Here is a 26,511-nt window from a genome sequence, read left to right on the forward strand (position 1 = left end):
AAACATCTCCATGAGTAAAATGGAGGTGTTTTTTTAGTTTTATAGAACGGTCTTATTTTGTTGTGCAAAAAGTTTACAGAAACAAATCGAAATGATAATTCGGAGGAATGACAGATGAAGAAGTTGAATGCCTTTTTATTCGCACTATTATTAACAATTGGCGCATTGGCAGGGTGTGGCAATGTTGAGCAGTCGAACGCGGAGAAGACAAATAAAACTGAAACGGTTCAACAGGAAGAAGCAAAGTTCCCTGTTAGCATAAAGGATGGGACCGGACAAGAAGTCACAATCGAATCGAAGCCTGAAAAAATAGTTTCCCTGATTCCAAGCAATACAGAAATTGCATACGGGTTAGGTCTTGATGATCAAATTATTGGAGTTTCTGATTTTGATAATTTCCCTGAAGAAGTGGCCGAGAAAGAGAAAATTGGCGGAATGGAATTTAATGTTGAGAAAATCATTTCTTTAAAACCTGATCTGGTCCTTGCACATGCTTCAGGTGCACATACGTCTGGTGCTGGCCTCCAGCAGCTTAAGGATGCCGGAATCACTGTTCTTGTCGTTAACGACGCAACGACATTCAATGCAGTTTATGAATCGATCAGCATGATTGGTACTGCCTCAGGTGAACAGGAAAAGGCCGATACTTTGATTGCAGACATGAAGAAAAAGATTGAAGAAATCAAAACACAAGCAAAGGAAATCAAAGAAGAAGACAGAAAGTTGGTATTTGTTGAAGTATCACCAACACCAGAAATTTATGCAGCTGGCAAGAATACCTTCATTGACGAAATGCTGCAAATCATTAATGCGGATAACACTGTAAAAGAAGAAGGTTGGCCAAAGCTGGACCCAGAGGCCATCATTAAGAGTAATCCGGATGTGATCATCACGACGCATGGATACTATACGAATGAGCCGGTGAAAAATGTGATAAGCCGGAAAGGCTGGGACAAGATTACCGCTGTAAAGGAAAACCGTGTGGTTGATGTTCATTCCGATAAGGTGACAAGAACTGGGCCGAGACTGACAGAAGGAGTAGAGGAGCTTGCCAAAGCCGTTTACCCGGATGTTTTCAAATAATTTACAGACGAACACAAAAAAGCAGCCACAGTCAATGGCTACTGCGCAGGAAATAGTCTTGAATCCAGCAGCCGGCTCAGATGAACCAGCACAAGTAAAATTAGGAGAAAATCATCTTCAGATGAAGCAAGATTACATTGTCTTGAATTCTCCGATCCCATTAAGAACGATGTCTTCCGGAGTTGTCGGAGCGGGAACCGGCTGGTACAGCACTTTCGTAAACCGGCATGTGGATAAAGGGTATGACTGCAGCGACCATAGGGAAGAAATGATCCAATATTTGAAGGGGCAGGGATTACAGCCTGAAGATACAGTCGGGATGATGACGGCAGTGATGCTTGAAGATGTATCCTATAAGCACTATCAGGCAGAAGGATTTTCAATCTTTATCGTTGTTACGGCAGGTGTTGGAAACGCTGTAGACGCCACGAAAAGCAGTGAGTATTATTCTTTTGATATGTCGCCTGGAACGATAAACATTTGGATATTCGTCAGCGGAGAACTGACTGAGGAAGCTTTCATTCAGAGCATCATGACAGCTACTGAAGCGAAGACAAAGGCGCTTCACGATCTGGAAATAAGGGATAAGCTATCAGGGTCAGTGGCAACAGGAACATCCACTGACAGCATCCTGGTTGCCTCAACACAACGGGGGCAAAAAATTGACTACGCCGGCACGATTACTCCCCTGGGACGAATCATTGGCAGGGGAGTCCATGAATGTACCGTGGAAGCAATCAGGAACAGCAAGAAAAGGGTGAAGACATGATCTTTAATCACCTTATCGCCGTGACACTGGCGGTCATTCTTGATTGGTATATTGGTGATCCGCCTGACTGGCCGCATCCGGTGAAATGGATGGGAACGCTTATTTACAAATTAGACAGTAGAATGAATAGAGGCAGCGGCAGAAAAGCCAAAGGAATGGCAATGGTCGCTGCCGTCATGTTAATTGTTGGAGGCATCGGTATTCTGCTTACATCATTCTTTTACTTCCTGCATCCCTTAGCAGGAATCCTTATGGAAGCTGTGATGATTTCAACTGCCATTGCCCAAAAAAACCTGAAAGAAGCTGGATTATCGGTCTATTATCCACTTTCAAATCATGATTTAAAAGAATCGAGGCAAAAGCTTTCCTGGATTGTTGGCCGTGATACAGAGCAGCTTGAGGAACCAGAAATCGTCCGGGCTGCTGTCGAGACAGTTGCCGAAAACACGAGCGACGGCATTACAGCCCCGCTTTTCTGGGCGGTGCTTGGCGGTGCTCCGCTTGCGCTATTGTATCGGGCAATTAATACCTGTGATTCGATGGTGGGCTATAAAAACGAAAGGTATCTAGATTTTGGCTGGGCATCAGCGAAACTGGATGATCTGGTGAACTGGGTGCCTAGCAGGATTACCTCACTTTGTATGGTCACGATGAACCGCCCGCTTTACAACACAAGAATTGCCGCCTGGAAAATGGTCAGGCGCGATGCCAAGAAGCACCCGAGCCCAAACAGCGGCTGGGGCGAGGCAGCGGTGGCAGCCATATTGGGAGTACAGCTCGGAGGCACCAATTATTATAAAGGGATTATTTCAGAACGCGCTAAGATGGGTGAAGCACTTGTTATATTAGAGAAAAATCATATTTTAGCAGTAAATAAAATCGTAACAGCTACTGTTCCGCTTTTTCTAGCAGTGCTGTGGCTCGGGGGGATTCTTGTTGAAGTGGCCATCTCATGGTGCCAATCCACACTATTTATTTGAAGCGATGAATCTGCCGGTTCCGAACGAAAAGCTGGATTTCAGCGCCAACATTAATCCGCTGGGTCCGCCTCCTGTGTTAAAAGAGAATTGGTTGCGGCTTCTTGAGTCTGTTATGGAATATCCGGATCCACAAGGAACGATTTTGAAAAGTAAGATTGCAAAAAGGGAAGGATTGCAGGAAAGCCATGTCCTGCTTGGGAATGGTGGTGCTGAAATCATTTCACTGATTGGCAGGATGCTTGCTGGTAAGCGTGCGGTAATTGTCCAGCCTGCTTTTTCGGAATATGAAGAAGCTTGCAGGGTAAGTGGCTGCCATGTAGAATACCACCAGCTAGCAGTTGGATGGGAATGGACGGATGATGGTTTAAATGAAAAGCTAAAGAGCGCTGATGCTTTATTTCTTTGCAATCCCAATAATCCAACTGGAGTGTATTATTCAAGGTCCATTATCCTTTATTTGCTGGAGGAATGCAGGAGGCATCAATGCATGTTGATCGTAGATGAGGCGTTTTACGACTTCCTCGCAGAATACGAATCTATCACACTTGACATAAAGGAATATCCTAATCTGCTCATCATCCGTTCGATGACAAAAATGTTTGCAATACCTGGCCTGAGGCTTGGCTACTTGCTTGCAGATCCAGCTGTCATTAAGAAGATAGCAGCATTCCAGCCGCACTGGAGCACAAATGCGATTGCCTTGATGGCGGGTGAATGGTGCCTCGACAGTGAAGCATACATAAAAGAAACGATAGCCTTAGTCGAAAAGGAAAGAACGCGGCTTTTCCATTTTTATCAAAAACAGGGCCTACTTGTTTCTTCATCCAGAGTGAATTTTTATCTCCTAAAGGATACATCCCTTGATGACCAGCATTCCTTCCTGCAATACCTGCTTCAGAAAGGAATGATCCCAAGACATACTGTGAACTTTCCCGGACTTGAAGGAAAATGGCTGCGTTTTGCTATCAAGGGCCCTGAAGCCAACGACAAATTGATGGGGGAGGTGGAAAAATGGCTGGACAGTCGTCTTTGATTTTTATCAGCGGTGGTGTTCGCAGCGGCAAAAGCCGTTTTGCCGAAATCCTTGCAGGAAGAATGAAAGCAGAATATTCTGGACAGCTGCACTACATCGCTGCAGGGCATCCAGGCGATGTGGAAATGAGAGAGAGAATCATGCGGCATCAACAGGACCGTGAACTCAGCGGGCTGAAATGGAGAACATGGGAAATCCCCAAAAATCTATCTCCGCTTTCAACACTTCTGACTAAAAATGATATTGTCCTGCTGGATTGTCTAACCACACTGTTGAATAATGAATTTTTTTATGAAGATGGGCAGTGGGAAAAAGCTGACTTCCCGAAAATGATTGTTACAAAGGTCATGAATGAACTGAGGCAAGTAGCTCAACAGGCAAGGGCATTTATCGTTGTCAGTAATGAGGTCTTAGGGGACGCAATAGGCGATGGTCGGCTTGTCTTCACTTATGCTCAGGTCCTTGGCCAAATCCACCAAGCTCTTATAAAAGAGGCGGAATATGCATATTTAGTTGAAGCTGGGCTGCCGATTTTAATGAAGGGAGAGGGTTCTCCGTGAAAGGGATTATGGTTCTCGGCACAGCATCTGATGTGGGGAAGAGCCTGATTGCCACTGCAATCTGCCGGGCCTATGCAAAAGAGGGCTTTCGAGTAGCGCCGTTCAAGTCGCAAAATATGTCCAACAACTCGTATGTCACCTTTGATGGAAAAGAGATTGGCAGAGCCCAGGGAATCCAGGCAGAAGCAGCAAGGACAGAGGCGACGGTATGGATGAACCCTATTCTGCTAAAGCCGAGGTCCGACCAGGACGCTGAAGTAATCGTATTTGGTGAAGTGGCGAATACCTTATCCGGAAAGGCATACAGAGAGGTATTTTACGAGCGTGGACTTGAAGCCATTTCTTTCGCTTTTGAAAAACTTGAGGAAGAGTATGACATGGTTGTGATGGAGGGTGCAGGCAGCCCGGTGGAAATCAATTTGAAGGACCGAGAGCTTGTTAACATGAAAGTCGCGGAAATCGCCGATGTTCCCGCTGTACTGGTAGCGGATATTGACAGAGGCGGGGTTTTTGCCAGCATTATCGGCACTTTGGAGCTTATGTCCCCCGAAGAAAAAGCGAGGGTAAAAGGCTTGATTATCAATAAATTCCGCGGAGACCGATCCTTGTTTGAAGACGGAATAAAATGGCTGGAATCCAGGACAGGGATACCTGTTCTTGGTGTCCTTCCATTTCTAGAAAACCATATGATTGATGGCGAGGATTCCTTGTCGATTCCAACTCGCAAATACATCTCGGGTCTTGATATTGCGGTAATTAAGCCCCCCTATATTTCAAATTACACTGATATAGAGCCTTTTTATCTGGAAAAAGACGTTTCAGTCAGCTGGGTCAATTCGCTTGAGGAAATAGGTGTACCTGACGCGGTCATCCTGCCTGGCACAAAAAGCACTATCAAGGACCTTCAATATTTTAAAAGTGCCGGAATTGATAGCTGGCTCCGCAATTATGCGGATAGAGGCGGTTTTATTGTCGGGATTTGCGGGGGTTATCAAATGCTTGGCGAAAAGCTCATTGACCCATTCGGCAGTGATACCGGGGCTGTTTCTTCCGTAGAGGATGGATTAGGTATTATACCAGCGGATACTACTTTTGCCAGGGTAAAAACAACCTCCAGGGCAGAAGGAGTGATTCATCCCTTGTTAGGAACCGCACTTTCTGTGGCAGGTTACGAAATCCATCTTGGAGAAACTGAAATGACTTCAGTACACCAGCCGCTATTGTTATTAGACGGCGGAAGAGTGGATGGATTCTATGGGAGTGATGGCCGAGTCATCGGCACATACCTTCACCATCTTTTCCACAATGATGAATGGAGAAATCACTGGCTGAATTCAATCAGAAGTGCGAAGGGAATTCCACTTCGAGATCCGGTCTATATCAGCAGGCAAAAGGACCAGAAGTATGATGAACTGGCTAGCCATCTTGTGAAACATCTTGACTGGAAGAAGCTGAAGGAAATATCTGAACAATGGAGAAGCAGAAATGAAATGGTTTAAAGGGCTTCTGATCAACCTGCAGTTCTTCTCGACGGTTCCAATTCCTGTTGAATTGCCGATGGACAAGAAGCATCTTGAGAGAGCAATACAGACATTTCCTATTCTGGGGCTTCTGCAGGGTGCCGTTTATTCTGGTATTCTCTTTGCGATTGTAGAGTGGAGTCCGTTTTCGGATTTAGCGGCTGCCTTTGCAGTATGGCTGGCTTACATTATTTTAACCGGAGGAATCCATCTTGATGGGTGGATCGATTCCAGTGATGCCTATTTTTCTTACCGCGATCAGGAAAAACGTTTAGAAATCATGAAAGATCCCAGGACAGGGGCGTTTGGTGTCTTGTCCGTAATTATGCTTTTGAGTGCAAAGTTTTTCTTTATTTACGAAATTGCAGGCATGCTGCACAGTGCTACCTATCTGCTAGCAATTGCTATTCCCTTCCTCGCCCGGATCGTGATGGGGACCCTGCTCGTTACTGTCAGACCCGCCAAAAATGAGGGGCTTGGGGCATTGTTTAATAATGCTTCTTCAAAAACAACGTTATGGATTTACCCTTTATATCTTCTTGGGTTTGTGGGAATCCTGCTATTTTACGGCTTATATATTGGCGCGGCCAGCTATTTCGCTGCAGTCATTCTCATTGTGATGTTCCTTAAGAAGAAAATTATTGAGTGGTTCGGCGGAACGACTGGAGATACGCTTGGGGCCAGTGTCGAATTGACGGAGGTTTTGCTGTGGATGACATTGTGGCTATTGCATTATTTCGCCATGGGATGACTTTGGAAAATAAACGTAAAGCGTACCTGGGGTGGACGGATTCAACTCTGGTCCCGAGACAGGTTTTAACCAAGATTCCCGGGGGCTTCGATTGGATTTTTACCAGCGATCTTGGTAGATGCAGGGAAACAGCTAAAATCCTCTTTCCCAATAATGAACCAGAGATTTTACCTGAGCTCCGGGAAATGAATTTCGGTGACTGGGAAGGAAAAACATATGAACAGCTGAAAGACGATATCATGTATCAAAATTGGCTGGATGAACCTTTCAAGGTATCTCCTCCAAATGGTGAATCTTATTCTGCTTTTACTCTGCGTGTAGTAAAAGGCTGGAACGAAATTACTAAAAGGATACTTGAAAATCGAATCCCAACAGCTGCACTCGTCACTCATGGAGGAGTGATCCGTTATTTATTGACGCGGTATGCTACTGAAGAGAGAAAGTTTTGGGACTGGAACATTCCTTATGGCCAAGGCTATCAATTAACCTGGAGCAGAGAGGGTTTAAGGAGGGGAGAAAGGTGCATTTCGTTACAGGAGGTGCCTTCAATGGAAAATCAAGATGGGTCAGAGAACAATATCAATTAGAGGACCTGGAACATACTTGGATTTCTGCTTACAAAGGCGAGGAAATCCCAGAACTTCATGGTAAGAAAATCATCGTTCTGGAAGGCATCGAAGTATGGATTAGAGAAGTGACTCGAAGCATTCCGGCAGCTGCATGCCGGGAAAAATGGCAGTCACTTGTCCGAGAGTGGATTAAGTGGGAAAGTAAGGACCAAGAACGAAAACTGGTGCTGATTGGAAATGACATTTCTAAGGGCATCGTTCCTATTGCACCGGAAGATCGATTGTGGCGCGACGTAACAGGATGGGTTTACCAGGATCTTGTATCAGCTGCTGAACGGGTTGATGTGATCTGGTATGGACTCAGTCAGAAACTAAAATAAAGGGGAATGGATATGAGACTATATACGAGAACAGGCGATAAAGGAAAAACAAGCATTATCGGAGGCAGGGTTGAAAAAGATGATATTCGTGTAGAGGCATACGGAACAGTCGATGAAGTAAACTGTTTTGTTGGCCAGGCTATTACCCAGCTGAATCCTGAGATTTTTGCTGATGTGCTTGAAGACCTTGAAAAGATCCAGCATGAGTTATTCGATTGCGGCGGGGATCTGGCAAATATAACAAAAAGCCGTGAGCTCAAGTTGACAAAGGAATCAATAGAATACCTGGAAAAGAAAATAGATGAGCTGATTTTGGAAGCTCCAGTGCTTGAGAGATTCATATTGCCTGGAGGAGCTCCTGCTGCAGCTTCGGTCCACCTTGCCCGTACCGTCACAAGAAGGGCTGAAAGATTAGTTGTTTCATTGTTGAAAGCTGACCCGGACGTTTCAGATACAGCTTTACAATTCTTGAATCGATTGTCCGATTATTTCTTCGCTCTCGCCAGGGTGATTAATTTCAGGCTCAATCTCCAGGATGTCGAATATGTAAGAAGTGCGAAAGTGTTCAGGGAAGGAAAGCGCAGGGAGGAAAAGCAGGGTGAAAAATAGGGAACGATCCTGGTTAGCCATGTTCATCGCTCTTTCAGCAGTTGGAGCTTTCATCAAGATTCCCGCAGTGATAGGGAGTGTCGCTTTAGATACCTTGCCTGCCCTTGTGGCTGCTGGAGTTCTGGGAGGAATTGCAGGAGCAGCAGTCGGCGGTATTGGCCATTTGCTTTCTGCACTGGCTTCTGGAATGCCGCTGGGTCCATTTCATTTCCTTATTGCATGTGAAATGGCCCTGCTGGTTTATTTTTTCGGCATGTTAAAAAGAAACGGGAAACAATGGTCAGCAGGCGTACTATTTATTCTGGGCAACAGCTTCGCCGCACCGCTGCCGTTTATTCTGCTAATGGGAAAGTCTTTTTACCTGGCAATCGTTCCATCGCTGTTTTTTGGTTCCATTTTAAACACAATCCTTGCTTTTATCGTTTTGCCGAGAATTGCCAGAGTGTTTGGTCGCAGCCTTGCACAGGCGTAAACCAACTTAAAACGGTACAGGGAGGACAAAGCTAGTGAGAGATATTTTAATCATTCCTTTATCAGAAGAGGAAAATCTGGTGATAGCCAGTGATAACAGCGGCAGTATTGGAATCAAGAACGATGATGCGGTGCAGGTACCATATAAAATGGTTGCTTACTATTCATTCAGGGTGGCTGTCATGGAGTGCATAAGTGCAGCTGGAAAACCTTTTTCGGTCGTTATCCAGAACTTCTGTGGTGATAAAGCCTGGCATGAACTTTCAGAAGGTATTGAACAAGGAATAAGTGAGCTTGGAAAGCTAGACATCCAAATCACTGGGAGCACGGAAACCAATTTTGTGATGAACCAATCGGCAGTTGGCCTAACTGTACTGGGAAAAAGAAGGGCAAACGTACATAGTGATAAGCTGAAATACCATTCAGGAACAAGCATAGCTGTCATTGGCTCCCCGCTGGTCGGGCAAGAGCTTTTGGAAATGGAAGAACAGGTTGTGCCATTGTCGGTTTTTATGGAGGTTTGCGCCATCGAAGACGTGGTAACGATTCCAGTCGGTTCGAGGGGAATCCTTCATGAGCTGAATGCTCTGTTTGACGGTACGCCATTCACTGAACAAAATGTGGATTCAACAATCCAACTAACGAAATCATCCGGTCCATCTACCTGCTTTGTTGCAGTTTGTCCGACAGAAAAACTAGATGAATTGAAATCGATTTCCGGCCGCTATTATCATGAATTAATCTATTCGGGGTGAAAAATGCTTAATTTATATGTGATCAGACATGGAGAAACAGATTGGAATAAAGAAAAAAGAAGCCAGGGCCGTCTCGACTCTTCACTTACTGAAAAAGGAAAAGGAGATGCCCGCTTACTGGGAGCCAGGCTTCAGGATACAGAGTTCAACCAGATTATTTCGTCTCCAAGCGGAAGAACATTGGAAACAGCCAGGCTGGTAAGAGGAGAAAGGGGAATTCCCTTGGTAACCGACGAAAGGTTAATGGAAATCGATTTAGGGGAGTGGCAGGGAAAAACAGAGGAAGAAATCGAAACGATGTATCCCGATGAATTCCATTCTTACTGGAACGAGCCTGATAGCTATACTAGTGTTGGAGGGGAGACATTTTTTCAGGTCCAGCAAAGGCTAGCGGGTTTTTTAGATGATCTGGAAAAGACAGTGACGAATGGCAATGTCCTGATTGTTACACATGGCGTAGTAATTAAAACTCTATACTTGCTATGCCGTAATTCTTCGTTAAAACGGTTATGGGACCCGCCATTCATTCATGGAACCAGCTTAACGATTTTAACCCTGGATGCTGGAAGAAAAGAACTTCTGCTTGAAGCCTGTGTTTCTCATGGTTCCTGATGAGGGAATAAAAGATGCCCACCAATGGGAAAGGTTAGCAGGATTTTTTGTTCCAACAAAGAATATTAATTAAATAGATTAAATTCAAATAAGGAAGGGATGGGAAATATGATAAGCAAAGTTGGTCAAATAATGTTGTATGTCAATAACCAGGATGAGGCAGTAAAATTCTGGACAGAAATATTAGGTTTTTCTGTTGTAGCTGAAGAGAACAATAATCAGGGATTTAGATGGATTGAAATAGCCCCTACTAAAGGTGCAGAAACAAGCCTAATTCTGCACAATAAGGATTTCGTTTCTAAGATGTCTCCTGGTTTAAATCTCGGTACCCCTTCTTTAATGTTTTTCACAGAGAATCTCGAGCAATTACACAGTGACTTAATGGATAAAAAAATTACAGTCGGAGAAATTGTAGCTATGCCATCTGGCAGAGTTTTTAACTTTGCAGATTATGAAGAGAATTATTTTGCAGTAATGGAAAAAAGGTAATTTTCTAATCAATGAGTTGAGCGCTACTGATAGAGCTGCCTAATCAAGGTAGCTTTTTTCTTTTTCCTAATTTAATTTTCAATAAAGTAAGGTTATCAGATCGAGCATATGTGTGCTGGTCCGCACTATAACTAATCATAGGCTGAGGGAAAATCAAAACAAATAAAGGGGGGAATATGTGATGTACATACCCAAACATTTTAAGATTGAGGATGAAGTCAAGATTTATGAGTTCATTGAGAAGTATAGTTTTGCAACATTATACTCAACTCATCTGGGAGAACATTATGCTACACATCTGCCATTGATCCTAAAAAAAGATGAAAATGCGTTATATGGACATTTTGCTCGGCCAAATGGTCAATGGAAGGATATAGAGAATCAATCTGTTCTCGTGGTTTTCCAGGGTCCTCATTGTTATATTTCACCTTCCTGGTATGAAATAAAGGATGCCGTACCAACCTGGAATTATGTATCCATCCATATATACGGAAATGTAGAAATAATTGAAGATGAAAAAGTAATTTATGATTGTTTGGATGAGATGGTCAATAAATATGAAAAGCCAGATAGTCCTTACAATTTGAAAAATGTAGACTCCAAATATATTGAAGGTATGAGTAAAGGTATTGTTGCGTTTAAGATAAACATTATAAAAATAGAGGCAAAGGCAAAACTGAGTCAAAACCATCCAGCGGAAAGGCAAGGGTTGATTATTGAGAATTTAGATAAATCTTCGAATCAAAATGATTTAGAAGTAGCTTCACTTATGAAGAAGTACTTGTGAGGATACTTATCTATCAATGAACTGAAACAGCCAGGAACTCATCCTGTCTGTTTTTTATTATTTTTCCATAAAGGTCTTTAACAGTTTGTGTAAAAACAAATAATAAGTAACTATACCCTTAAGAGTTGTTCAAAAATGCAAAAGGTCGATATCACTTGAAAAATCGCTGTTAATGGTGCGAACCATTTCGGGACACCATAAGAATGGAATTAATTTGTTGATAAACACCTTAAAACGTCCAATAAGGCGAACAATAACATAAAAATTGTCCTCTATGAAATGAATACATATATTTAAATCTAATTAAAAGGAGGGGAATGAATAGCATGAAAAAGGTGATTTTTATTCTGACTTTGATTCTTTCCTTTCTTCTAGCAGGGAGCGCTTATGCTGCTAAAAAAAGCGACTATACTGTAAAGCTTCTGGAGTATGGTGGTATCCAGGACTATCCGAAATCCGGAGTGGTGTATGGTGCTCATAATCAAGGAACCACGTATTTGCCATTCTTTTATATTTTGATTCAGAATAAGGAACACAATATTCTTTATGACATCGGGTACCGAAATGATGCTGCTAAACCCCAAAAGGATTGGTCAAAATTATTTGGTGGGACCAATATCGAAGCTCCAGCCCAGGTTTTGAAAAAAGTGAACTTAACTCCCAATGACATAGATATCGTCATTTTAAGCCATCTACACTTTGACCATGCCGGGAATATTGATCAATTTCCAAAAGCCCAGTTTTATGTCCAAAAAGAGGAGCTTGACGGCTGGGTTTCTTCACTGTCACTGCCTGAAAAGGTGCGTGAATGGGTTTGGCAGGCAACCGATCTTGACCATATAAATGATCTGTTGGAAGTGGCTGCTGAAAAAAGGCTGACGCTGATCGAAGAAGACAATTTTGAAGTAGCAGAAGGAGTTAAGGCCCATAATGCCAAAGGACACACATTCGGCACACAAGCCGTTACGGTCGAGACAAGGAATGGAACATATGCGCTTACCCAGGACGTCGCGTACACATACGAAAATGTTATCGACTATAAACCTTTGGGACTTGGACTTGATAATGTTGAACAGCTCATGTCCATTCAAAAAGTAAATAAATTGGTCGGAGGAAATGTAGACTTTATCATCCCCGGACATGACATGGCTGTTTTTGACAAATATCCAACAGAGCAAGTAGGCAAGAACCGCATTGTTACGGTTGTTAAGTAAAAGGAATACAAGATTGCCGGATACAATTGTATTCGGCATTTTTTTATATGGCTGCTTTCTATTCAGCTAATATTTTTGTTTTTTCTTAATTCTAATCATTTTTAAGTTTGAGAGAAACGAGCTCCAAAGGGGTCATTAACTAATGATCTTTTTGTAATTAGCATTTAGAAAGCACAATGTGTTTTTTGAAGAAGGTCCTTGAGGACAATAGCTATGTATGCCGCAGTGTAAATTTTTCCGTGAAGTCCATACCTTTAAAATTTGTTATGAATAAAATATTACGATTAATAAAATGTAATTTTGAAGGGAGGTTAGTGTATGGCTCATTTTATTTGTAACGAAAAACCTCCAAGTAAGGTAGCTCCTGCGCAAGATAGTGATTTTGAAATTATCTGTGAGGACAATTGCGGAATGACTACGTTTGAAGGCCCTCCAACCTTTACCCTCGTCCCACCTCTGGATCTTTGTGTTTCCACCGTTACGTTTAATAATTGGCGGACAATCACTGGTGGCAATGTTGCGAACTGGCCATCTCCCCGTACTGTGATTTATTGGCTCGAAGGCAATGAGCGGGATATGACCTTTAGTCCTGAAGTGTCTTCAATCAGTTTTTATTATTCGTCTTCAGTGCAGGTAACAATAGAGGCTTTTGATACCGCTGGCAAGCTGATTGCAAGATTAATAAAACCGGCAAATTTCAGGGAGCCAGTATATGATGTATGGGATTTAGTCACGGTGGATGTAGGTGCGAATGCTATCGCCAGACTTAGAATTATCGGCGGCTCTAATCAAACAGGAATAGATAATTTTCAGGTGTGCAGGATCGTTTGTCCTGTTGCCAATCCGCAGACATGCTGCAAACAAATGATTGAACATAAGACTCAGCTTGTTCCGCCTGCTTTAATTGGTGATGAATTCAACCCTGTTACCTATACAAATGTGATTGAAGCAGCAGTTGAAGCTGTTTGTCCAGAGGAGGTCATGATTTGCGGAGTCCTTCGTAAAACAATTACCTATGATACGATATTATTCAACCCGGAAACAGGAAGGGATGGAATCTTCACAGGCTATCAGGTTCAGGATGAGGTCCCATTCCAATGCATGATTAACCGTGAAGATGCAAATGCTGGCGATACCTTTTACATTTCAGGAGCTGCCATCCTTTGCAATGTATTTGCACGCACAGATAATATTGGGACGGTTCAGGATCCCAGAGACCCTGAAAATGACTTAGAAGTTGCCTGGTCATTTAAGGAGAAAGATATCGTGAAGGTTTGTGTGCGCAAGGGAACCGCACCTGTTCCACCACAATAAAAGGGCAGGGGTGATTTCAAAGATACAGACTGGCAGGTTACCAACGAAGTGTTTTCTTTAAAAAAAAAGCTTATCTAGTCAGGGGCAGTATTTTAACTCCTGACATTAAACTTTTACCTTCATCATTCTCAAACAGTCTGACTTGGAAAAACAAAGAGAAGACATTAAAGTGATCTTCTCTTTGAGTATTTATTCTTTGAAAGATGTTTGAATAAAAAACTATTTTTCCAATAGGTCACTATAGTGGTCTTTTACCAAATGAGTCAATCCCAATTGATCAATGTAACTAGTTGGGGCAAGGAAAGTCACCGTAACAACTCCTGGATGGCGGCCGATTTCGATCGAGCCAGTAATGGTTGCTCTGTTCATGACTTCTGGAACTGTGATTCCGAATGCCTCAGCTGCACGCTGCAAGCCGTTATCGGTTGCTTCGTTCAAGTTGGCCCCGGTGCCGATGAAGGAGATTGGCAGGGATTCCTCCAGCTTGCGGACACCCCATTGTCCGGCTAATTTCTGTGCGGTTGCTTTTTCTTTTTTCGTGATTGGTTTTGCCAGGTAAGGGAGGTCATCACCAACAGGCAGCAGGATTGGACCGTCGATGGTCAATCCTTTTATGACGATGGTTTGAAGGGTGACAATACCTGATACATCTGTTGTATGGCCTGCAATTTCACCGTCTCCCTGCATCGCATGCATGTCCCCGATATACACTCCGCCGCCGTCTACTTTTACAGGGCAAATCAGAATGGCGCCTTCACGGACTCGGTTAATGTCCATGTGGCCATCAGTTCGGTCTGCAAGCTGTTCCCTGGTGATCCCGTATTCGTGAGGAGCATCCACAAGGAATTGGCCAAAGTCACCCGCATTATGTGAATCAGGCAAGGCTCTGCCAGGTGTTGTGCCGAGCTGGCCAAGGAAAGGACGAAGCCTTGCGACCGTTCCGACCAAATCATGTGGGGCAAATGCGACGATTGGATTTTGTACTGAATTTTCCGGAGTGTTCATAAATGCTCGCCCTTGTTTTGCGGCTTCTTCTGCGGCTTTTTTATTTAAAGTGACACCCACCTGTCTATTGGAGTCGAACGCGATTGTATAGCCATTTGTAAAAACAAAAGGGGTTACATCTGTATCGCAGTTGCTGCAGCGAACAGACTCAGGGCCAGTGCCTACAACCTTGGTATCCGGGTAAAGCTGTCCGCAGCCTGGACATTTCACCGCGACAAATGGATCGCCAACAAACCTGCCTTCAACAGGGGCATCGTTTCCAGATGAAGTTCCCATGGATGTGACCTGAATGGACTTTATGCGGATAGCAATCGCATCACCAACTTCAGCACCTTCCACAAAAACCGGTTTTGTTACTTCATGTCCTCCACGGATGCAAGGTGTAATCATCGGTCCCCAGCACCCCGGCGTCGTGTTGGCAATGATATGTCCGCCATTTTTAACAGGGCCAAGCATTTCCTGTTCAGGGTCCAGGATTCCATTGGTAAACTCGTTTACATACACTGTTTGCTGCGCTTCTCTCACTGTAAATCACCCTTTCAAATTTTTTCGTTATAAAAGTTGTCTCTAGTTCGGACAGCTTTTCACGCTTAAGCACAAAAGTAGTCCGAAGCTGGCTCTAGTTCGGACAGCTTTTCACGCTTAAGCACAAAAGTAGTCCGAAGTTGCCTCAAGTTCGGACAGCTTTTCACGCTTAAGTACAAAACTTGTCCGAAGTTGCTTCTAGTTCGGAAAGCTTTACAAGCTTAAGCACAAAAGTAGTCCGAAGTTGCTCGTAGTTCGGACAGCTTTTCACGCGTGAGCAAAAAAGTAGTCTGAAGTTGCCTCCAGTTCAAACAGCTATACGATGCTAAGCACAAAAGCAGTCCGAAGTTGCCTCAAGTTCAGACAGCTTTTCACCTGTGAGTACTAATTTAATTATAGTTGTATTTGAAGAGGGAGGCGAAGGAAATGAATTAAGTTAGGGCGTATATTTTTACTCGTATAATTAATTGTTTTAAAAACCTATTATTTCCATTTTTAATCTAGTAAAATCTAAATATCAAATTTGATCTCTAAAGGAGTCGTTTTAAATGCGGCAATTAACTGGCGCAATATATTTATCGTTCGGCTTTTTGTTCCACTTACTTAATCGTTTTGAAGGATATTATCCACCTGATCAAGGTAATTGGATTGCTGGTCTATTCATTTTTGTTGGGTTCGCTTATTTGTTTATTGATTTTAGGAGTTACGTTAAGAAGCATTTTAATAATTAGACTGTTAAGGGGGAGACAAATTGGATAAAATCGAAATACTGAATTTAGTGCCTAAGTTTTTAGCTTTTTATCATAAGGCAAATAAACTTGAAATTGATAGTAAGGAAAGATGGGCACTTTGGGAGGAGTACTATAATTTTGCAGCGGTCCCTCCTGGAGTGGAAGGAAGAAGGATGGCTAGAAATTTGCTGGACAAAGCTTGGGCTAGGTATGAAGAGCATTTATCGTTTATTGAAAATTGGAAACCAAATGAGGAAAGAGTTCGGGAATACCTAACAAAAGTTAAAAATTTACTAAGCTATGATCAGCCAATTGATTTTGTCTTAGTTTATTTTGTTGGAGGGTTCGAAAATAATCCTTTTGTTGCCCCTTTTGACGATGGACGACTGGCTCTATGTCTTCCAATTGAACTAGGAGAGTCAGCTATTACTCTCGTACATGAACTCACACATGTCGTACATAATTATACTGCCAACCTGACTGCTGATTGGGAAAGAACAATTGCCTCCACTATTTTACAAGAGGGATTAGCAACTCGTGTAAGCCAATTTTTAATACCAGGACATCCAGATGAGCTTTATATTGAGCATAAAAAAGGTTGGCTTCAATCTTGTAAGGAAAACAGAGGAGAAATCATAAAGGGGATCTATCCATATTTAGAAGAATCCTCCTCAGAAGCCGTGACAAGGTTTACGTTTGGGAATGGCACCACGAATCACGAGAGAGAAGCATATTACGTGGGGTGGGAAATGGTCAATTTCCTTTTAACTCAAGGAGTCACTTTTGGGGCAATTGCTAGTATTCAAGAAACGGATATTCCTGATTATTTACAGGAGTCCCATTTATTTTTCCAACCGGAAAATAGTCGTTTTTGAAAAATGTAAGTCAATAAATAAAGGATGGAAAGCACGGTTTATGCTGTGCTTTTTTATTTTCAGGGAAGACAAAAAGACTGTAACAAAAAGGAAATTACGCAAATTTCCCCATTAATCTTCATTCCGTTAAATTGAATTTTCTAAATATTCATGTATAATAGCATTTAAGGATACTAAACGGAAATTTTCCGTAATAACATTTTTATATACGGCAACTTTCCGTTTGTAGTCTATAATTACCTGCTCATACATAAATTTTTTACAGAGAGGAGAGACATCTATGACAAGTAGTTTCGTAAAAGATTTAACTCCAGGATTAATTGAATGGCGACGTTCCTTACATGCCTTACCAGAATTGGGATTTATGGAGTACATCACGACGTACAGGATCGGGAAGGAGCTTGAAGCCCTAGGTTTTAAGCTGTTTGTTGGAAAGGAAGCGCTTGATGAGGAATCTCGTATGGGGATTCCACCGGAGAGTGATTTGTTGGCCCATGAGTTGAAGGCTCTTAACTGGGGAGTAGAGGAGTCTTGGCTGGATAGAATGCGCAGCGGAAATACTGGTCTGGTGGCAACCTGGGATACAGGAAAAGAAGGAGACCATGTTGGCTTCCGCTTTGATATTGATGCTTTGCCGATTAATGAATCATTAGATTCGGACCATTTTCCGGCAAAACACCAATTTGTATCCAAGGAACAGAATGTCATGCATGCTTGCGGACATGACGGACACACAACGATTGGTCTTGGTGTCGCTCAATATATTGCAGCTCATAATGATCAACTGAAGGGTAGTTTCACCCTGCTGTTTCAGCCAGCTGAAGAAGGCGGACGCGGGGCGCGGGCGATGGTGGCTAAAGGCTGGCTTGATGATGTTGACTATTTCTATTCCGGGCACATCGGCATTCAAACTCTTCCGATAGGAACGATTGCCGCTACGACACCAGGTTTCCTGGCTTCAACGAAATACAATGCCTATTTTAAAGGTGTTGCTTCCCACGCGGGGATGAATCCGGAACTTGGCAAAAATGCGTTGCTGGCAGCAACGACAGCGGCCAATAATTTATATGCAATCCCCCGTCACCACGATGGTGTGACACGGGTGAACGTTGGAAGATTAGTTGCTGGAAGCGGCCGAAATATCATTCCGGAAGATAGTTACATGGAAATCGAAGTTCGTGGAGAAACAGTTGAGATTGCCGAATACATGGCTGATAAAGCAACGAGAATTCTCCAGGCTGCAGCCGATATGCACGACGTAATCTGCACGATTGAACCGGTTGGCTTGACCGAAGTGGTTGTCTGCAATGAGGAGCTGATTCCGAAAATTACTGCATGGTGTGCCGAAAGCGAGTATGTAAAAGAAGTATTGCCATCCGTGACTGTTTCAGGATCTGAAGATGTCAGCTTGATGATGAATCGGGTTCAACAGCACGGCGGGCAGGCGACTTATATGCTATTCGGGACCAAGCTTGACCATCCGCACCATCATCCTGAGTTTGATTTTCAAGAAGAGGTTCTGTTGGTTGCGGTGGATACATTCATCTCTATCATTAATGGCGGTTCTAGATTTAATTGATTAATAGTTTTATTCAAGGAGGAGACATGAAAAACAACAATGTGAAAACGTATCTCGCCGAAAACAAAGAGACTTTTGAGAGAATTAGCAAGTACATTTATGATCATCCTGAAACTAGATTCGAAGAATACGAGTCAGCGGAGTATTTAGCATCTGAGTGTGAAAAAGCCGGTTTCTCTGTGGAAAGGAATGCAGGAGGTATAGAAACTGCATTCGTTGCAACTATTGGAAGCGGTTACCCGGTCATAGGGTTCCTTGGTGAGTTTGATGCACTTTCCGGGTTGGGGCAGAAGCCAGACAAAACAGTCTATGAGCCAACAGAAGTAAACGTCGGTCATGGCTGTGGCCATAACCTGCTCGGAACTGGTGCTTTTGCCGCTGCAAGCGCAGCCAAAAAATATCTGGAAGATCATAGCCTTTCAGGTACCGTGAAATTTTTCGGGTGTCCGGGGGAAGAAGGCGGTTCTGGAAAGACGTTCATGGTTAGGGAAGGCGTGTTTGACGGAGTAGATGCTGCGTTATCCTGGCATCCTTCTCCAGCAAACGCCATCATGAGTCTTTCCAGTCTGGCAAACTATCAGGTGTATTTCAGGTTTAAAGGAGTCTCCTCCCATGCTGCAAACTCACCGCATTTGGGCAGAAGCGCGCTGGATGCAGTAGAACTGATGAATGTAGGGGTCAATTATTTAAGAGAACACATCGTGCCTGAAGCAAGAATCCATTATGCCGTGACAAACACTGGTGGCATTTCGCCAAATGTCGTACAGGCAGATGCGGAAGTGCTGTATCTGATTCGAGCTCCTGAAGTGCAGCAGGTAGATGGCATCTACAAACGTGTCTGCAAGATTGCAGAAGGTGCAGCATTGATGACAGAAACAGAGCTTTCCATCGAATTTGACAAGGCTTGTTCGAACTATATACCAAACAGAAGTCTTGAAAAGCTTCTCCATGAAAATCTTGTGGAAGCTGGAACTGAAGAGCCGACCGAGGAAGAAAATGCTTTTGCTAAAGAACTTTGGTCCACACTGTCAGACGGGGAAAAAGAGAGTTATTTGGATCTTTTAAAAGGGTTTGGATATGTGGGGAATGGAACTGAATTCGAGGGGAAGTATCTCTCGGACAGCATCTCGCCTTATGAAGCATCTAATGAAGTTCTTGCCGGCTCCACGGATGTATCAGATGTAAGCTGGGTTGTTCCGACCGCACAGCTGACTGCCGCGACTTCAGCACTGGGTACTCCGCTGCACACCTGGCAAATGACGACACAGGGCATAAGCAGTTTTGCCCATAAAGGAATGCTTCGGGCAGCAGAGTCAATGGCATTGACAGCGGTTCAATTGTTTGAGGATGATGCGAAATTGAAGACTGTTAAACAGGAATTCGAGGAGTTCCTCCAAGCCAACCCTTACACATGTCCAATACCAAAAGACGTTAAGCCATCAACATTAAAATAAATTAAAAAGCGAGGCGAAAATATGGTTACAGAGAAGAAGAAAGCAAGCTTAGCCCAGCGATTTCTGAATGGAATTGAAAGAGTAGGGAACAAGCTTCCAGACCCATTTATTTTGTTTGCAATCCTTGCAGTGCTGGTCATCATTGCTTCAGCTATTTTCAGTGCCTTTGGTGCATCTGTCACCCATCCGGGGACAGGAGAAGAACTTCCAGTAAAAAACCTTGCTTCTGGTGAAGGCCTAAAGTATATTTTGACATCTATGCTGGATAATTTCACTGGTTTTGCGCCTCTTGGATTGGTTTTATCAATGATGCTTGGTATTGGCCTTGCGGAAAAGGTCGGTATGCTTGATTATGCGATCAAGAGAACCATCCTGAAAGCACCTCCCGCACTGATCACGTACACGGTTGTTTTTGTAGGCATTATGGGAAATATCGCTTCCGATGCTGCGATGGTTTTGATTCCCCCTCTGGCTGCAATGGTTTTCTACAAAGTTGGCCGGAATCCAATTGCCGGTTTGGCGGCAGGATACGCTTCAGCGGGTGCTGGTTTTACAGCGAACCTATTGATTGCAGGAACGGACGCACTGCTAGCGGGTATAACCACTGAAGCTGCACAGATTATTGATGAGAATATTGTCGTAACACCAGTTGACAACTGGTATTTCAATATTGTATCCGTTTTTGTCCTTACAATCGTTGGCGGGCTTATCACAACTAAATTCATTGAACCGCGCCTTGGTAAGTATACAGGGGATGCGGTAGAGGAAGCACTTACAGAAGATCCTCCTAAAGCAGGTAAAGCTTTACGTAATGCCGCTATTGCTGGCGGGCTATATATTGCGGTTATTCTAGGTGCGATCCTGTTGCCGAACAGTCCATTGACTAATGAGGACGGCGGCCTGGTTCCTTCACCATTCCTGGATGGCATCATCCCGATTATTCTGTTCTTCTTTATCATTATCGGTACTGTCTATGGAATAACTGTTGGTAATATTAAGAGCAGTAAAGATGTTGCCAGCTTTATGGCTGAAGCGATGAGGGATCTTTCGTCCTATATTGTCCTAATATTCGCAATTTCACAGTTTATCGCCTATTTTAGCTGGTCCAATATTGCTACATGGGTTGCGGTCAACGGAGCGGAATTCCTGAAAGATATCGAGTTTACTGGAATAGGATTGATCATAGGCTATATATTCTTTACCGCGGCATTGAACTTCCTGATTACTTCAGGTTCTGCAAAATGGGCTCTCGAAGCTCCCGTATTCGTACCGATGTTCATGCAGCTTGGATACCATCCAGCATTTACACAGGTAGCCTACCGTATTGCGGATTCATCAACAAACATCGTGACGCCATTAATGCCATATATGGTCATCGTGCTGTCATTCATGCAGAAGTATGATAAAAAGGCCGGTATTGGAACGTTCATTGCCTTGATGCTTCCATATTCGGTGATGTTCTTATTGACATGGATCATCATGATTTTAATCTTCTTCTTCTTTGAACTACCGTTTGGCCCTGGTATTACACCATTTCTTTAATGAAAATAGGATGTGAAAGATACAATGAACAATCTAGAAGAAAAATTAATAGAATGGCGCCGGGATTTCCATCGCTATCCTGAAACTGGATTTTTGGAAATTCGTACAGCTTCCATTGTTGCTTCCATTCTCGACAATCTTGGTTTTGACCTTCGAGTGGGAAAAGAAGTCATGTCACCAGACCATTGCATGGGAAAACCGAGTAAAGAGGAAACAGAGGCTCATTTACAATGGGCACTCGAAAATGGTGCGAATAAAGAGTATATCGAGCCTTTTTCTGAGGGCTATACAGGGATTGTCGCCACATGGGATACAAAAAAGGAAGGTCCAACCATTGCTTTCCGGATTGATATGGACGCTTTGGACATAAACGAATCGCAGGAGGACAGCCACTTCCCAGAAATTGAGGGGTTCCGGTCTACTCTTCCGTATAAGATGCATGCTTGCGGCCATGACGCTCATACAACGATTGGATTGGGACTGGCAACCTTGATAGCTGAGAATAAGGACAGTCTCAAAGGGAAAATCAGATTGATTTTCCAGCCAGCTGAGGAGGGAACCCGAGGGGCCCGCTCGATGGTCGAAGCGAATGTAGTCGATGATGTCGATTATTTTATCGCCTCCCATGTAGGTACTGGTGTTCCAGATGGCCATTTTGTGGCTTCAAAAAATGGATTCCTGGCTACTTCGAAGCTTGACATCACTTTTAAAGGCGTAGCCTCACATGCAGGCGGAAATCCTGAACAGGGGAAAAACGCTCTACTGGCAGCTGCGTCTGCTGCACTGAATATTTATGCCATTCCTCGTCATTCGGAAGGTGCGACAAGAATCAATGTCGGTGAACTTCATGCAGGTTCTGGCAGAAACATCATCGCTGACCGGGCCTTTTTAAAAGTAGAAACCCGCGGGGAAAACACCGCGATCAATGAGTTTGTCAAATCTCAGGCCGAAGCCGTAATTGCAGGGTCCGCGCAAATGTATGGTGTAGAATATGAAATTCAGACGGTTGGAGAAGCAATCAGTGCGGAGGGGTCGAGAGAACTTGCGAGTGTGCTGCACGCTTGTGCCGAAGAATCGCCATATATTCTGGAAAGTGTGTTAGAGGATAACTCACCTGCAGGTTCTGAAGATGCCACCTTCTTTATCGAAAGGGTACAGAAAAACGGCGGGCAGGCAACTTACTGTGTTTTCGGAACAGAGCTTGCGGCCGGCCATCATAATGAGAAGTTTGATATTAATGAAAAGACTTTAATGTCCGCTGTTCATGTACTATTTGAATCAATCAAGAAACTAAATTAAGTATTGGAGTGAGGCAGAGACATCTGCCTCATTTTCAATCTAACCATTTGAAGGGAGGAATGGCAATGAAGGATTGGCTTGAGCAGCATCTGTGCGAGTTAAATTCAACAGAAACAATGGAGCGTCCGGAGGGTTTTTGTCGTCTAGGCTATACGGATGAAGAGTGGAAAGCGATTGATGTTTTTGTTTCACTAGCTGAAACTCTAGGCTTGTACGTACATAGGGATGAGGCGGGGAATGCCATTGCCAGGTGGAAAATAGACGAGGCTGAATCTTTACCTGCAGTTGCTATCGGTTCCCATTTGGATACGGTAAAAGGCGGAGGCGGATATGATGGTGTGGCAGGTGTCCTATGCGGCCTTGCTGCGATTAAGAAATTAAAAGAAGAAGGTTTCCAGCCTGCTTTCCCTATTGAAGTAATTTGCTTTGCGTCCGAGGAATCATCGCGATTCGGCGTTTCAACAATTGGCAGTAAAGCGATGAGCGGGTTATTGAATAAGAAAGAACTTGAAGGCATGAAAGACGAGCATGGCACCACTATCCTCCAGGCGGTTGAAAGTATGGGACTTAATTGGGAGAAAATAGACCAGGCACATCGGACTGAGTCCGAGCTGAAAAGTTTTATTGAGCTGCATATTGAACAGGGTACCAGGATTGAGGACAATGGTGCAGAATTTGGTGTTGTTACCGCGATTGCTTGCCCAATCCGCTTAAAAGTAACGATTACAGGGCAAATGGGGCATACGGGAACGACGCCAATGGGGAAAAGAAAGGATGCCCTTGTTGCTGCTGCACCTTTGATCAGTTTAATTTCTGAAACAGCTGAGTCCCTCTCGGATGCGAGTGAAGTGCCAATTGTTGCTACGGCCAGCACAATTGTATTGAAACCTAATGCCATGAATGTCATTCCGGGAATCATTGAACTTGGTGTGGATATACGCAGTGTGGATGATCAATTAAAGGAGAAGATGAAAGATCTAATTTGCGATAAATGTATACAGCTTGAAAAGTCATTTGGTGTTAAAATGGAAATGACCACTCTGGTAAATAATTCATCTGTTCAGTTAGATGGAAAAGTGAGAAGTAAACTGCAGGCTTCGGGGGAATCTCTAGGCTATAAAGCCATGGTTCTCGAAAGCGGCGCTGGCCATGATGTGATGAACATGGCCGCTCAATGGCCATCAGGCTTGATTTTTATCAAGTGTAGAAACGGTTTAAGTCACCACCCTGATGAATTTGCCTCACTTGAAGATTTACAAATAGGTACAGACATTCTCACACAATATGTAAAAAATGAAGCAGGTTAATAGCTGAAGCGAAAGAAGTAGGTGTAAAAGATGAAAATCCGTGTCGGGATAGTTGGACCAGGAGACTCTGTTGGCCACATCCTTGCTTTAGGTCGGGAACATAACGATCTTGAAATGGTTCCTTATATATATAAAGAAACAAAGGAGACGGAAAATATCATCCGTGACTATCAAGATGAAGTGGATTTTTGGTTTTTCTCTGGCCAGGCTCCATACTATTATGCACGTTCTAAAGGATTGATCAGGGAAGATACTTCTTATTTTCCCCCATTATATGGTTCAAGTTTGCTAGGGACCCTCCTTGGAGCTCTTTTGAAGGAAGGGGCCATTCAGAATGCCAGCCTTGATACCATCAAACAATCAGAATTGGACACATTGACCAGTACCTATTATTTGGGAGAGATCAATATCCATTCTTTTTCCTATAACGAATATAAACCAGCCGAGGAAATTATCTCATTCCATAAAAAACTGTATGATGAAGGTAAAATTGAGGTGGCTTTTACCTGTGTACAGGAAGTTCATGACCGCCTAAAGGAAATTGGGATTCCTTGTTACAGAGTCATTCCTTCTCCAGTCGCTATCAAACTGGTGCTGCAAAACCTGAAGGAAAGAGGACAATCCAACTGGTATAAACAGTCGCAGATCGCTATCATCGGGCTTGAGGTGATCCATTCAGCAAGTTCGCTGGATCAGCAGTATTTTTCTTATGAAATGAAGCGCCGTGAACTTGAAATCAAGCAGGTCATGCTGGACCATGCCGAAAAACTACAAGGCTCCTTCGTACAAATCGGTGACGGTTTGTTCTTTATCTATACGACCAGGGGCGAGATGGACATGCAATTCCAGGAATCCTCTATGTATTCCCTGATAGAAGAAGCAAAAGTTCACAGCAAGCTAAAGCTCAGAATTGGAATAGGCTACGGTTTGACCGCTTATGACGCGGAACAAAATGTCCGGCTTGCATTACATTATGCAAGGGAAAAACAGACCCCATCTGTTGTCAGTGTCGATGAAAAGAAACAGATTAATGAGCACCAGTCAGAAACGGGAGAACTGAACATAACCTACCAGCAACGTAAATGGGGTGAAGAATGGGAAGAGCGCTTTAAAGAAGCCAAAATCAGCCCCGGGATCGTAAGCAAAATCGAGTATCTATCAAGACATTACAAAAAAAATATCGTGACAGCACAGGAAGTTTCTAGATGGCTGAAAAGGACCGAACGCAATTCTAGAAGAATCATGGTCGAACTTGAGCGCCTTGGTCTTGCAAAAGTCACGGGTGAAGAACAGCCAGGACAAAGAGGCAGGCCAAGGAAGGTTTATGAATTGTTGTTTTAACTAAAATGGCCTGAAGGTAAAAATTAATTACTTGTTGATATTCAGACTGCAGACAAACTTATCTGCAGTTTTTTTTTGCTGAACTGTTTTTAGTGTAGCTATTTTAGAAACTTAAATGAAAGAGGTTGTATTTAATTCATTGGCTGTAAATTGCATGTGAGGGATAAAAGCAAAAAATGGTCTGGCAAGATTCGAAATTGAACCGTAAAGCAAATAGCGAAAGGCTGTCAAAATAATCATTTTTGACAGCCTCTTATAGATCTTAACGCTTGTTTTTTTTCTTCAAAAGGAAATAGATGATTCCAGCTATTAATGCAATGATGGCGACTGGAATGATATAAGGTTTTGCTGCATCCTTAATTCCGGCCCAGTTTTCGCCAAGGACCATTCCTAAATACAGAAAGAACATTGTCCATGGAATGACTGCAGCCACAGTATAAAGCGTGAATTTTACGAAAGACATTCTCGCAATTCCGGCTGGAATGGAGATGGCATGTCTGACAACAGGGATGAATCTTGCGGAAAAAATAACACCTGGCCCGTATTTTTTAAACCATTGTTCAGATACGTCAATATGGTGTTTATTAATCAGAAGATATTTACCGTACTTCTCCAATACCGGCCTGCCGCCATAGAAGCCAAGCCAATACAGAAACAGCTGTGCAATTGTTCCTCCGATGGTACCCGCAATGACAGCGCCTGCAAATCCGATTGTCCCTTCTGAAATCATATATCCGCCATACCCAAGGACGATTTCGCTCGGAATTACTTCAAGCATCAAGCCGATAGCTATTCCGAGATAACCCAGCCCTGATAACCAGTCTAAAACATTCATAATAAAATCTTGCACGAAAAACTCCACTCCTAACTATATAACCGACTTTTTAATTATAGTAGTTTTATGAAAATGATGTAAATAAGATTATTTAATGCTGATTTATAGGACACTGATTCTTT

The 26,511-nt window shown here is 43.2% G+C and carries 26 protein-coding genes; 24 read left to right on the top strand and 2 right to left on the bottom strand.

The window, feature by feature from the left end; translation table 11 throughout:
• Positions 1 to 114: 114 nt before the first annotated feature.
• The 17 genes from M3593_RS10900 (at position 115) to M3593_RS10980 (ending at position 13,896) form a co-directional block, all read left to right on the top strand.
• Positions 115 to 1,083, top strand: a complete 969-nt coding sequence (locus tag M3593_RS10900) for an ABC transporter substrate-binding protein (RefSeq protein ID WP_251541457.1) — start codon at positions 115 to 117, stop codon at positions 1,081 to 1,083.
• Positions 1,049 to 1,852, top strand: a complete 804-nt coding sequence (locus tag M3593_RS10905; protein ID WP_251541455.1) for an adenosylcobinamide amidohydrolase — start codon at positions 1,049 to 1,051, stop codon at positions 1,850 to 1,852. The genes M3593_RS10900 and M3593_RS10905 overlap by 35 nt, the downstream gene beginning before the upstream one ends.
• A complete protein-coding gene (gene cbiB, locus M3593_RS10910; RefSeq protein WP_251542300.1) occupies positions 1,849 to 2,832 on the top strand; it encodes an adenosylcobinamide-phosphate synthase CbiB in 984 nt (327 codons plus the stop codon). The genes M3593_RS10905 and cbiB overlap by 4 nt, the downstream gene beginning before the upstream one ends.
• Positions 2,789 to 3,865 (top strand): threonine-phosphate decarboxylase CobD, encoded by a 1,077-nt coding sequence (cobD, locus tag M3593_RS10915; protein WP_144475669.1) that lies wholly within the window; start codon positions 2,789 to 2,791, stop codon positions 3,863 to 3,865. The genes cbiB and cobD overlap by 44 nt, the downstream gene beginning before the upstream one ends.
• Positions 3,844 to 4,425, top strand: a complete 582-nt coding sequence (locus tag M3593_RS10920) for a bifunctional adenosylcobinamide kinase/adenosylcobinamide-phosphate guanylyltransferase (protein ID WP_251541454.1) — start codon at positions 3,844 to 3,846, stop codon at positions 4,423 to 4,425. Before cobD ends, M3593_RS10920 begins: the two co-directional genes overlap by 22 nt.
• On the top strand, positions 4,422 to 5,924 hold the full coding sequence (locus M3593_RS10925; protein WP_251541453.1) for a cobyric acid synthase: 1,503 nt from the start codon (positions 4,422 to 4,424) through the stop codon (positions 5,922 to 5,924). The genes M3593_RS10920 and M3593_RS10925 overlap by 4 nt, the downstream gene beginning before the upstream one ends.
• Positions 5,911 to 6,696: an adenosylcobinamide-GDP ribazoletransferase gene (gene cobS, locus M3593_RS10930; protein WP_251541452.1), complete on the top strand. Its 786-nt coding sequence runs from the start codon at positions 5,911 to 5,913 to the stop codon at positions 6,694 to 6,696. Before M3593_RS10925 ends, cobS begins: the two co-directional genes overlap by 14 nt.
• On the top strand, positions 6,654 to 7,283 hold the full coding sequence (locus M3593_RS10935; protein ID WP_251541451.1) for a histidine phosphatase family protein: 630 nt from the start codon (positions 6,654 to 6,656) through the stop codon (positions 7,281 to 7,283). The genes cobS and M3593_RS10935 overlap by 43 nt, the downstream gene beginning before the upstream one ends.
• The gene (locus M3593_RS10940) at positions 7,217 to 7,645 is read left to right on the top strand and encodes a bifunctional adenosylcobinamide kinase/adenosylcobinamide-phosphate guanylyltransferase (protein ID WP_251541450.1); all 429 of its coding nucleotides are present in this window, start codon (positions 7,217 to 7,219) and stop codon (positions 7,643 to 7,645) included. Before M3593_RS10935 ends, M3593_RS10940 begins: the two co-directional genes overlap by 67 nt.
• Before the next feature lie 12 nt (positions 7,646 to 7,657).
• Positions 7,658 to 8,254, top strand: a complete 597-nt coding sequence (locus tag M3593_RS10945) for a cob(I)yrinic acid a,c-diamide adenosyltransferase (protein WP_251541449.1) — start codon at positions 7,658 to 7,660, stop codon at positions 8,252 to 8,254.
• Entirely contained in the window at positions 8,244 to 8,726 is a 483-nt protein-coding gene (locus M3593_RS10950; protein ID WP_251541437.1) for an ECF transporter S component, read from the top strand. The genes M3593_RS10945 and M3593_RS10950 overlap by 11 nt, the downstream gene beginning before the upstream one ends.
• Positions 8,727 to 8,760: 34 nt before the next feature.
• Positions 8,761 to 9,480, top strand: coding sequence for an ATP-binding protein (locus tag M3593_RS10955; protein WP_251541430.1), 720 nt, complete (start codon positions 8,761 to 8,763; stop codon positions 9,478 to 9,480).
• Between the two features lie 3 nt (positions 9,481 to 9,483).
• A complete protein-coding gene (locus M3593_RS10960; protein ID WP_251541428.1) occupies positions 9,484 to 10,092 on the top strand; it encodes a histidine phosphatase family protein in 609 nt (202 codons plus the stop codon).
• A gap of 108 nt (positions 10,093 to 10,200) precedes the next feature.
• A complete protein-coding gene (locus tag M3593_RS10965) occupies positions 10,201 to 10,581 on the top strand; it encodes a VOC family protein (RefSeq protein ID WP_251541426.1) in 381 nt (126 codons plus the stop codon).
• Positions 10,582 to 10,762: 181 nt separating this feature from the next.
• The gene (locus M3593_RS10970; RefSeq protein WP_251541424.1) at positions 10,763 to 11,368 is read left to right on the top strand and encodes an FMN-binding negative transcriptional regulator; all 606 of its coding nucleotides are present in this window, start codon (positions 10,763 to 10,765) and stop codon (positions 11,366 to 11,368) included.
• A 317-nt stretch (positions 11,369 to 11,685) separates the two neighbouring features.
• On the top strand, positions 11,686 to 12,582 hold the full coding sequence (locus M3593_RS10975) for an N-acyl homoserine lactonase family protein (RefSeq protein ID WP_251541422.1): 897 nt from the start codon (positions 11,686 to 11,688) through the stop codon (positions 12,580 to 12,582).
• Positions 12,583 to 12,900: 318 nt separating this feature from the next.
• Positions 12,901 to 13,896 carry a hypothetical protein gene (locus M3593_RS10980; protein ID WP_251541421.1) on the top strand — a complete coding sequence of 332 codons (996 nt, stop codon included), beginning with the start codon at positions 12,901 to 12,903 and terminating at the stop codon, positions 13,894 to 13,896.
• 219 nt (positions 13,897 to 14,115) lie between these two features.
• Here the strand turns inward: M3593_RS10980 and M3593_RS10985 are convergent, their stop codons facing one another.
• Positions 14,116 to 15,426 (bottom strand): acetamidase/formamidase family protein, encoded by a 1,311-nt coding sequence (locus M3593_RS10985; protein ID WP_251541420.1) that lies wholly within the window; start codon positions 15,424 to 15,426, stop codon positions 14,116 to 14,118.
• Between the two features lie 751 nt (positions 15,427 to 16,177).
• On the opposite strand from M3593_RS10985, the gene M3593_RS10990 reads away from it, so the two are divergent.
• From M3593_RS10990 to M3593_RS11020, 7 genes are all read left to right on the top strand, one after another.
• Positions 16,178 to 17,032, top strand: a complete 855-nt coding sequence (locus tag M3593_RS10990) for a hypothetical protein (RefSeq protein WP_251541418.1) — start codon at positions 16,178 to 16,180, stop codon at positions 17,030 to 17,032.
• Between the two features lie 280 nt (positions 17,033 to 17,312).
• The gene (locus M3593_RS10995; RefSeq protein WP_251541416.1) at positions 17,313 to 18,611 is read left to right on the top strand and encodes an amidohydrolase; all 1,299 of its coding nucleotides are present in this window, start codon (positions 17,313 to 17,315) and stop codon (positions 18,609 to 18,611) included.
• 26 nt (positions 18,612 to 18,637) lie between these two features.
• Complete coding sequence (locus tag M3593_RS11000) at positions 18,638 to 20,065, top strand: M20 family metallopeptidase (RefSeq protein WP_144475653.1); 1,428 nt, start codon at positions 18,638 to 18,640, stop codon at positions 20,063 to 20,065.
• Positions 20,066 to 20,086: 21 nt separating this feature from the next.
• Positions 20,087 to 21,607, top strand: coding sequence for an AbgT family transporter (locus M3593_RS11005; protein WP_144475652.1), 1,521 nt, complete (start codon positions 20,087 to 20,089; stop codon positions 21,605 to 21,607).
• A 24-nt stretch (positions 21,608 to 21,631) separates the two neighbouring features.
• Entirely contained in the window at positions 21,632 to 22,906 is a 1,275-nt protein-coding gene (locus tag M3593_RS11010; RefSeq protein ID WP_251541414.1) for a M20 family metallo-hydrolase, read from the top strand.
• Between the two features lie 65 nt (positions 22,907 to 22,971).
• On the top strand, positions 22,972 to 24,213 hold the full coding sequence (locus M3593_RS11015) for a M20 family metallo-hydrolase (RefSeq protein WP_251541411.1): 1,242 nt from the start codon (positions 22,972 to 22,974) through the stop codon (positions 24,211 to 24,213).
• A gap of 30 nt (positions 24,214 to 24,243) precedes the next feature.
• A complete protein-coding gene (locus M3593_RS11020) occupies positions 24,244 to 25,554 on the top strand; it encodes a helix-turn-helix domain-containing protein (protein ID WP_144475649.1) in 1,311 nt (436 codons plus the stop codon).
• A gap of 262 nt (positions 25,555 to 25,816) precedes the next feature.
• Here M3593_RS11020 and uptA read toward each other — a convergent pair whose 3' ends face one another.
• Complete coding sequence (gene uptA, locus M3593_RS11025) at positions 25,817 to 26,389, bottom strand: undecaprenyl phosphate transporter UptA (protein WP_251542291.1); 573 nt, start codon at positions 26,387 to 26,389, stop codon at positions 25,817 to 25,819.
• Positions 26,390 to 26,511 lie beyond the last annotated feature (122 nt).

It is taken from the genome of Mesobacillus sp. MER 48 (assembly GCF_023714225.1).
Taxonomy (GTDB): Bacteria; Bacillota; Bacilli; order Bacillales; family Cytobacillaceae; genus Mesobacillus; species Mesobacillus oceanisediminis_A.

Bases quoted from the DNA above. Each gene is read 5' to 3' on its own strand.
- M3593_RS11005 (WP_144475652.1), top strand. From the start codon at position 20,087: ATGGTTACAGAGAAGAAGAAAGCAAGCTTAGCCCAGCGATTTCTGAAT.
- M3593_RS10970 (WP_251541424.1), top strand. From the start codon at position 10,763: ATGTACATACCCAAACATTTTAAGATTGAGGATGAAGTCAAGATTTAT.
- M3593_RS10980 (WP_251541421.1), top strand. From the start codon at position 12,901: ATGGCTCATTTTATTTGTAACGAAAAACCTCCAAGTAAGGTAGCTCCT.
- M3593_RS11010 (WP_251541414.1), top strand. From the start codon at position 21,632: ATGAACAATCTAGAAGAAAAATTAATAGAATGGCGCCGGGATTTCCAT.
- M3593_RS10995 (WP_251541416.1), top strand. From the start codon at position 17,313: ATGACAAGTAGTTTCGTAAAAGATTTAACTCCAGGATTAATTGAATGG.
- M3593_RS11020 (WP_144475649.1), top strand. From the start codon at position 24,244: ATGAAAATCCGTGTCGGGATAGTTGGACCAGGAGACTCTGTTGGCCAC.
- M3593_RS10960 (WP_251541428.1), top strand. From the start codon at position 9,484: ATGCTTAATTTATATGTGATCAGACATGGAGAAACAGATTGGAATAAA.
- uptA (WP_251542291.1), bottom strand. From the start codon at position 26,389: ATGAATGTTTTAGACTGGTTATCAGGGCTGGGTTATCTCGGAATAGCT.
- M3593_RS11000 (WP_144475653.1), top strand. From the start codon at position 18,638: ATGAAAAACAACAATGTGAAAACGTATCTCGCCGAAAACAAAGAGACT.
- cbiB (WP_251542300.1), top strand. From the start codon at position 1,849: ATGATCTTTAATCACCTTATCGCCGTGACACTGGCGGTCATTCTTGAT.
- M3593_RS10920 (WP_251541454.1), top strand. From the start codon at position 3,844: ATGGCTGGACAGTCGTCTTTGATTTTTATCAGCGGTGGTGTTCGCAGC.
- M3593_RS10975 (WP_251541422.1), top strand. From the start codon at position 11,686: ATGAATAGCATGAAAAAGGTGATTTTTATTCTGACTTTGATTCTTTCC.
- M3593_RS11015 (WP_251541411.1), top strand. From the start codon at position 22,972: ATGAAGGATTGGCTTGAGCAGCATCTGTGCGAGTTAAATTCAACAGAA.
- M3593_RS10945 (WP_251541449.1), top strand. From the start codon at position 7,658: ATGAGACTATATACGAGAACAGGCGATAAAGGAAAAACAAGCATTATC.
- M3593_RS10965 (WP_251541426.1), top strand. From the start codon at position 10,201: ATGATAAGCAAAGTTGGTCAAATAATGTTGTATGTCAATAACCAGGAT.
- M3593_RS10900 (WP_251541457.1), top strand. From the start codon at position 115: ATGAAGAAGTTGAATGCCTTTTTATTCGCACTATTATTAACAATTGGC.
- cobS (WP_251541452.1), top strand. From the start codon at position 5,911: ATGAAATGGTTTAAAGGGCTTCTGATCAACCTGCAGTTCTTCTCGACG.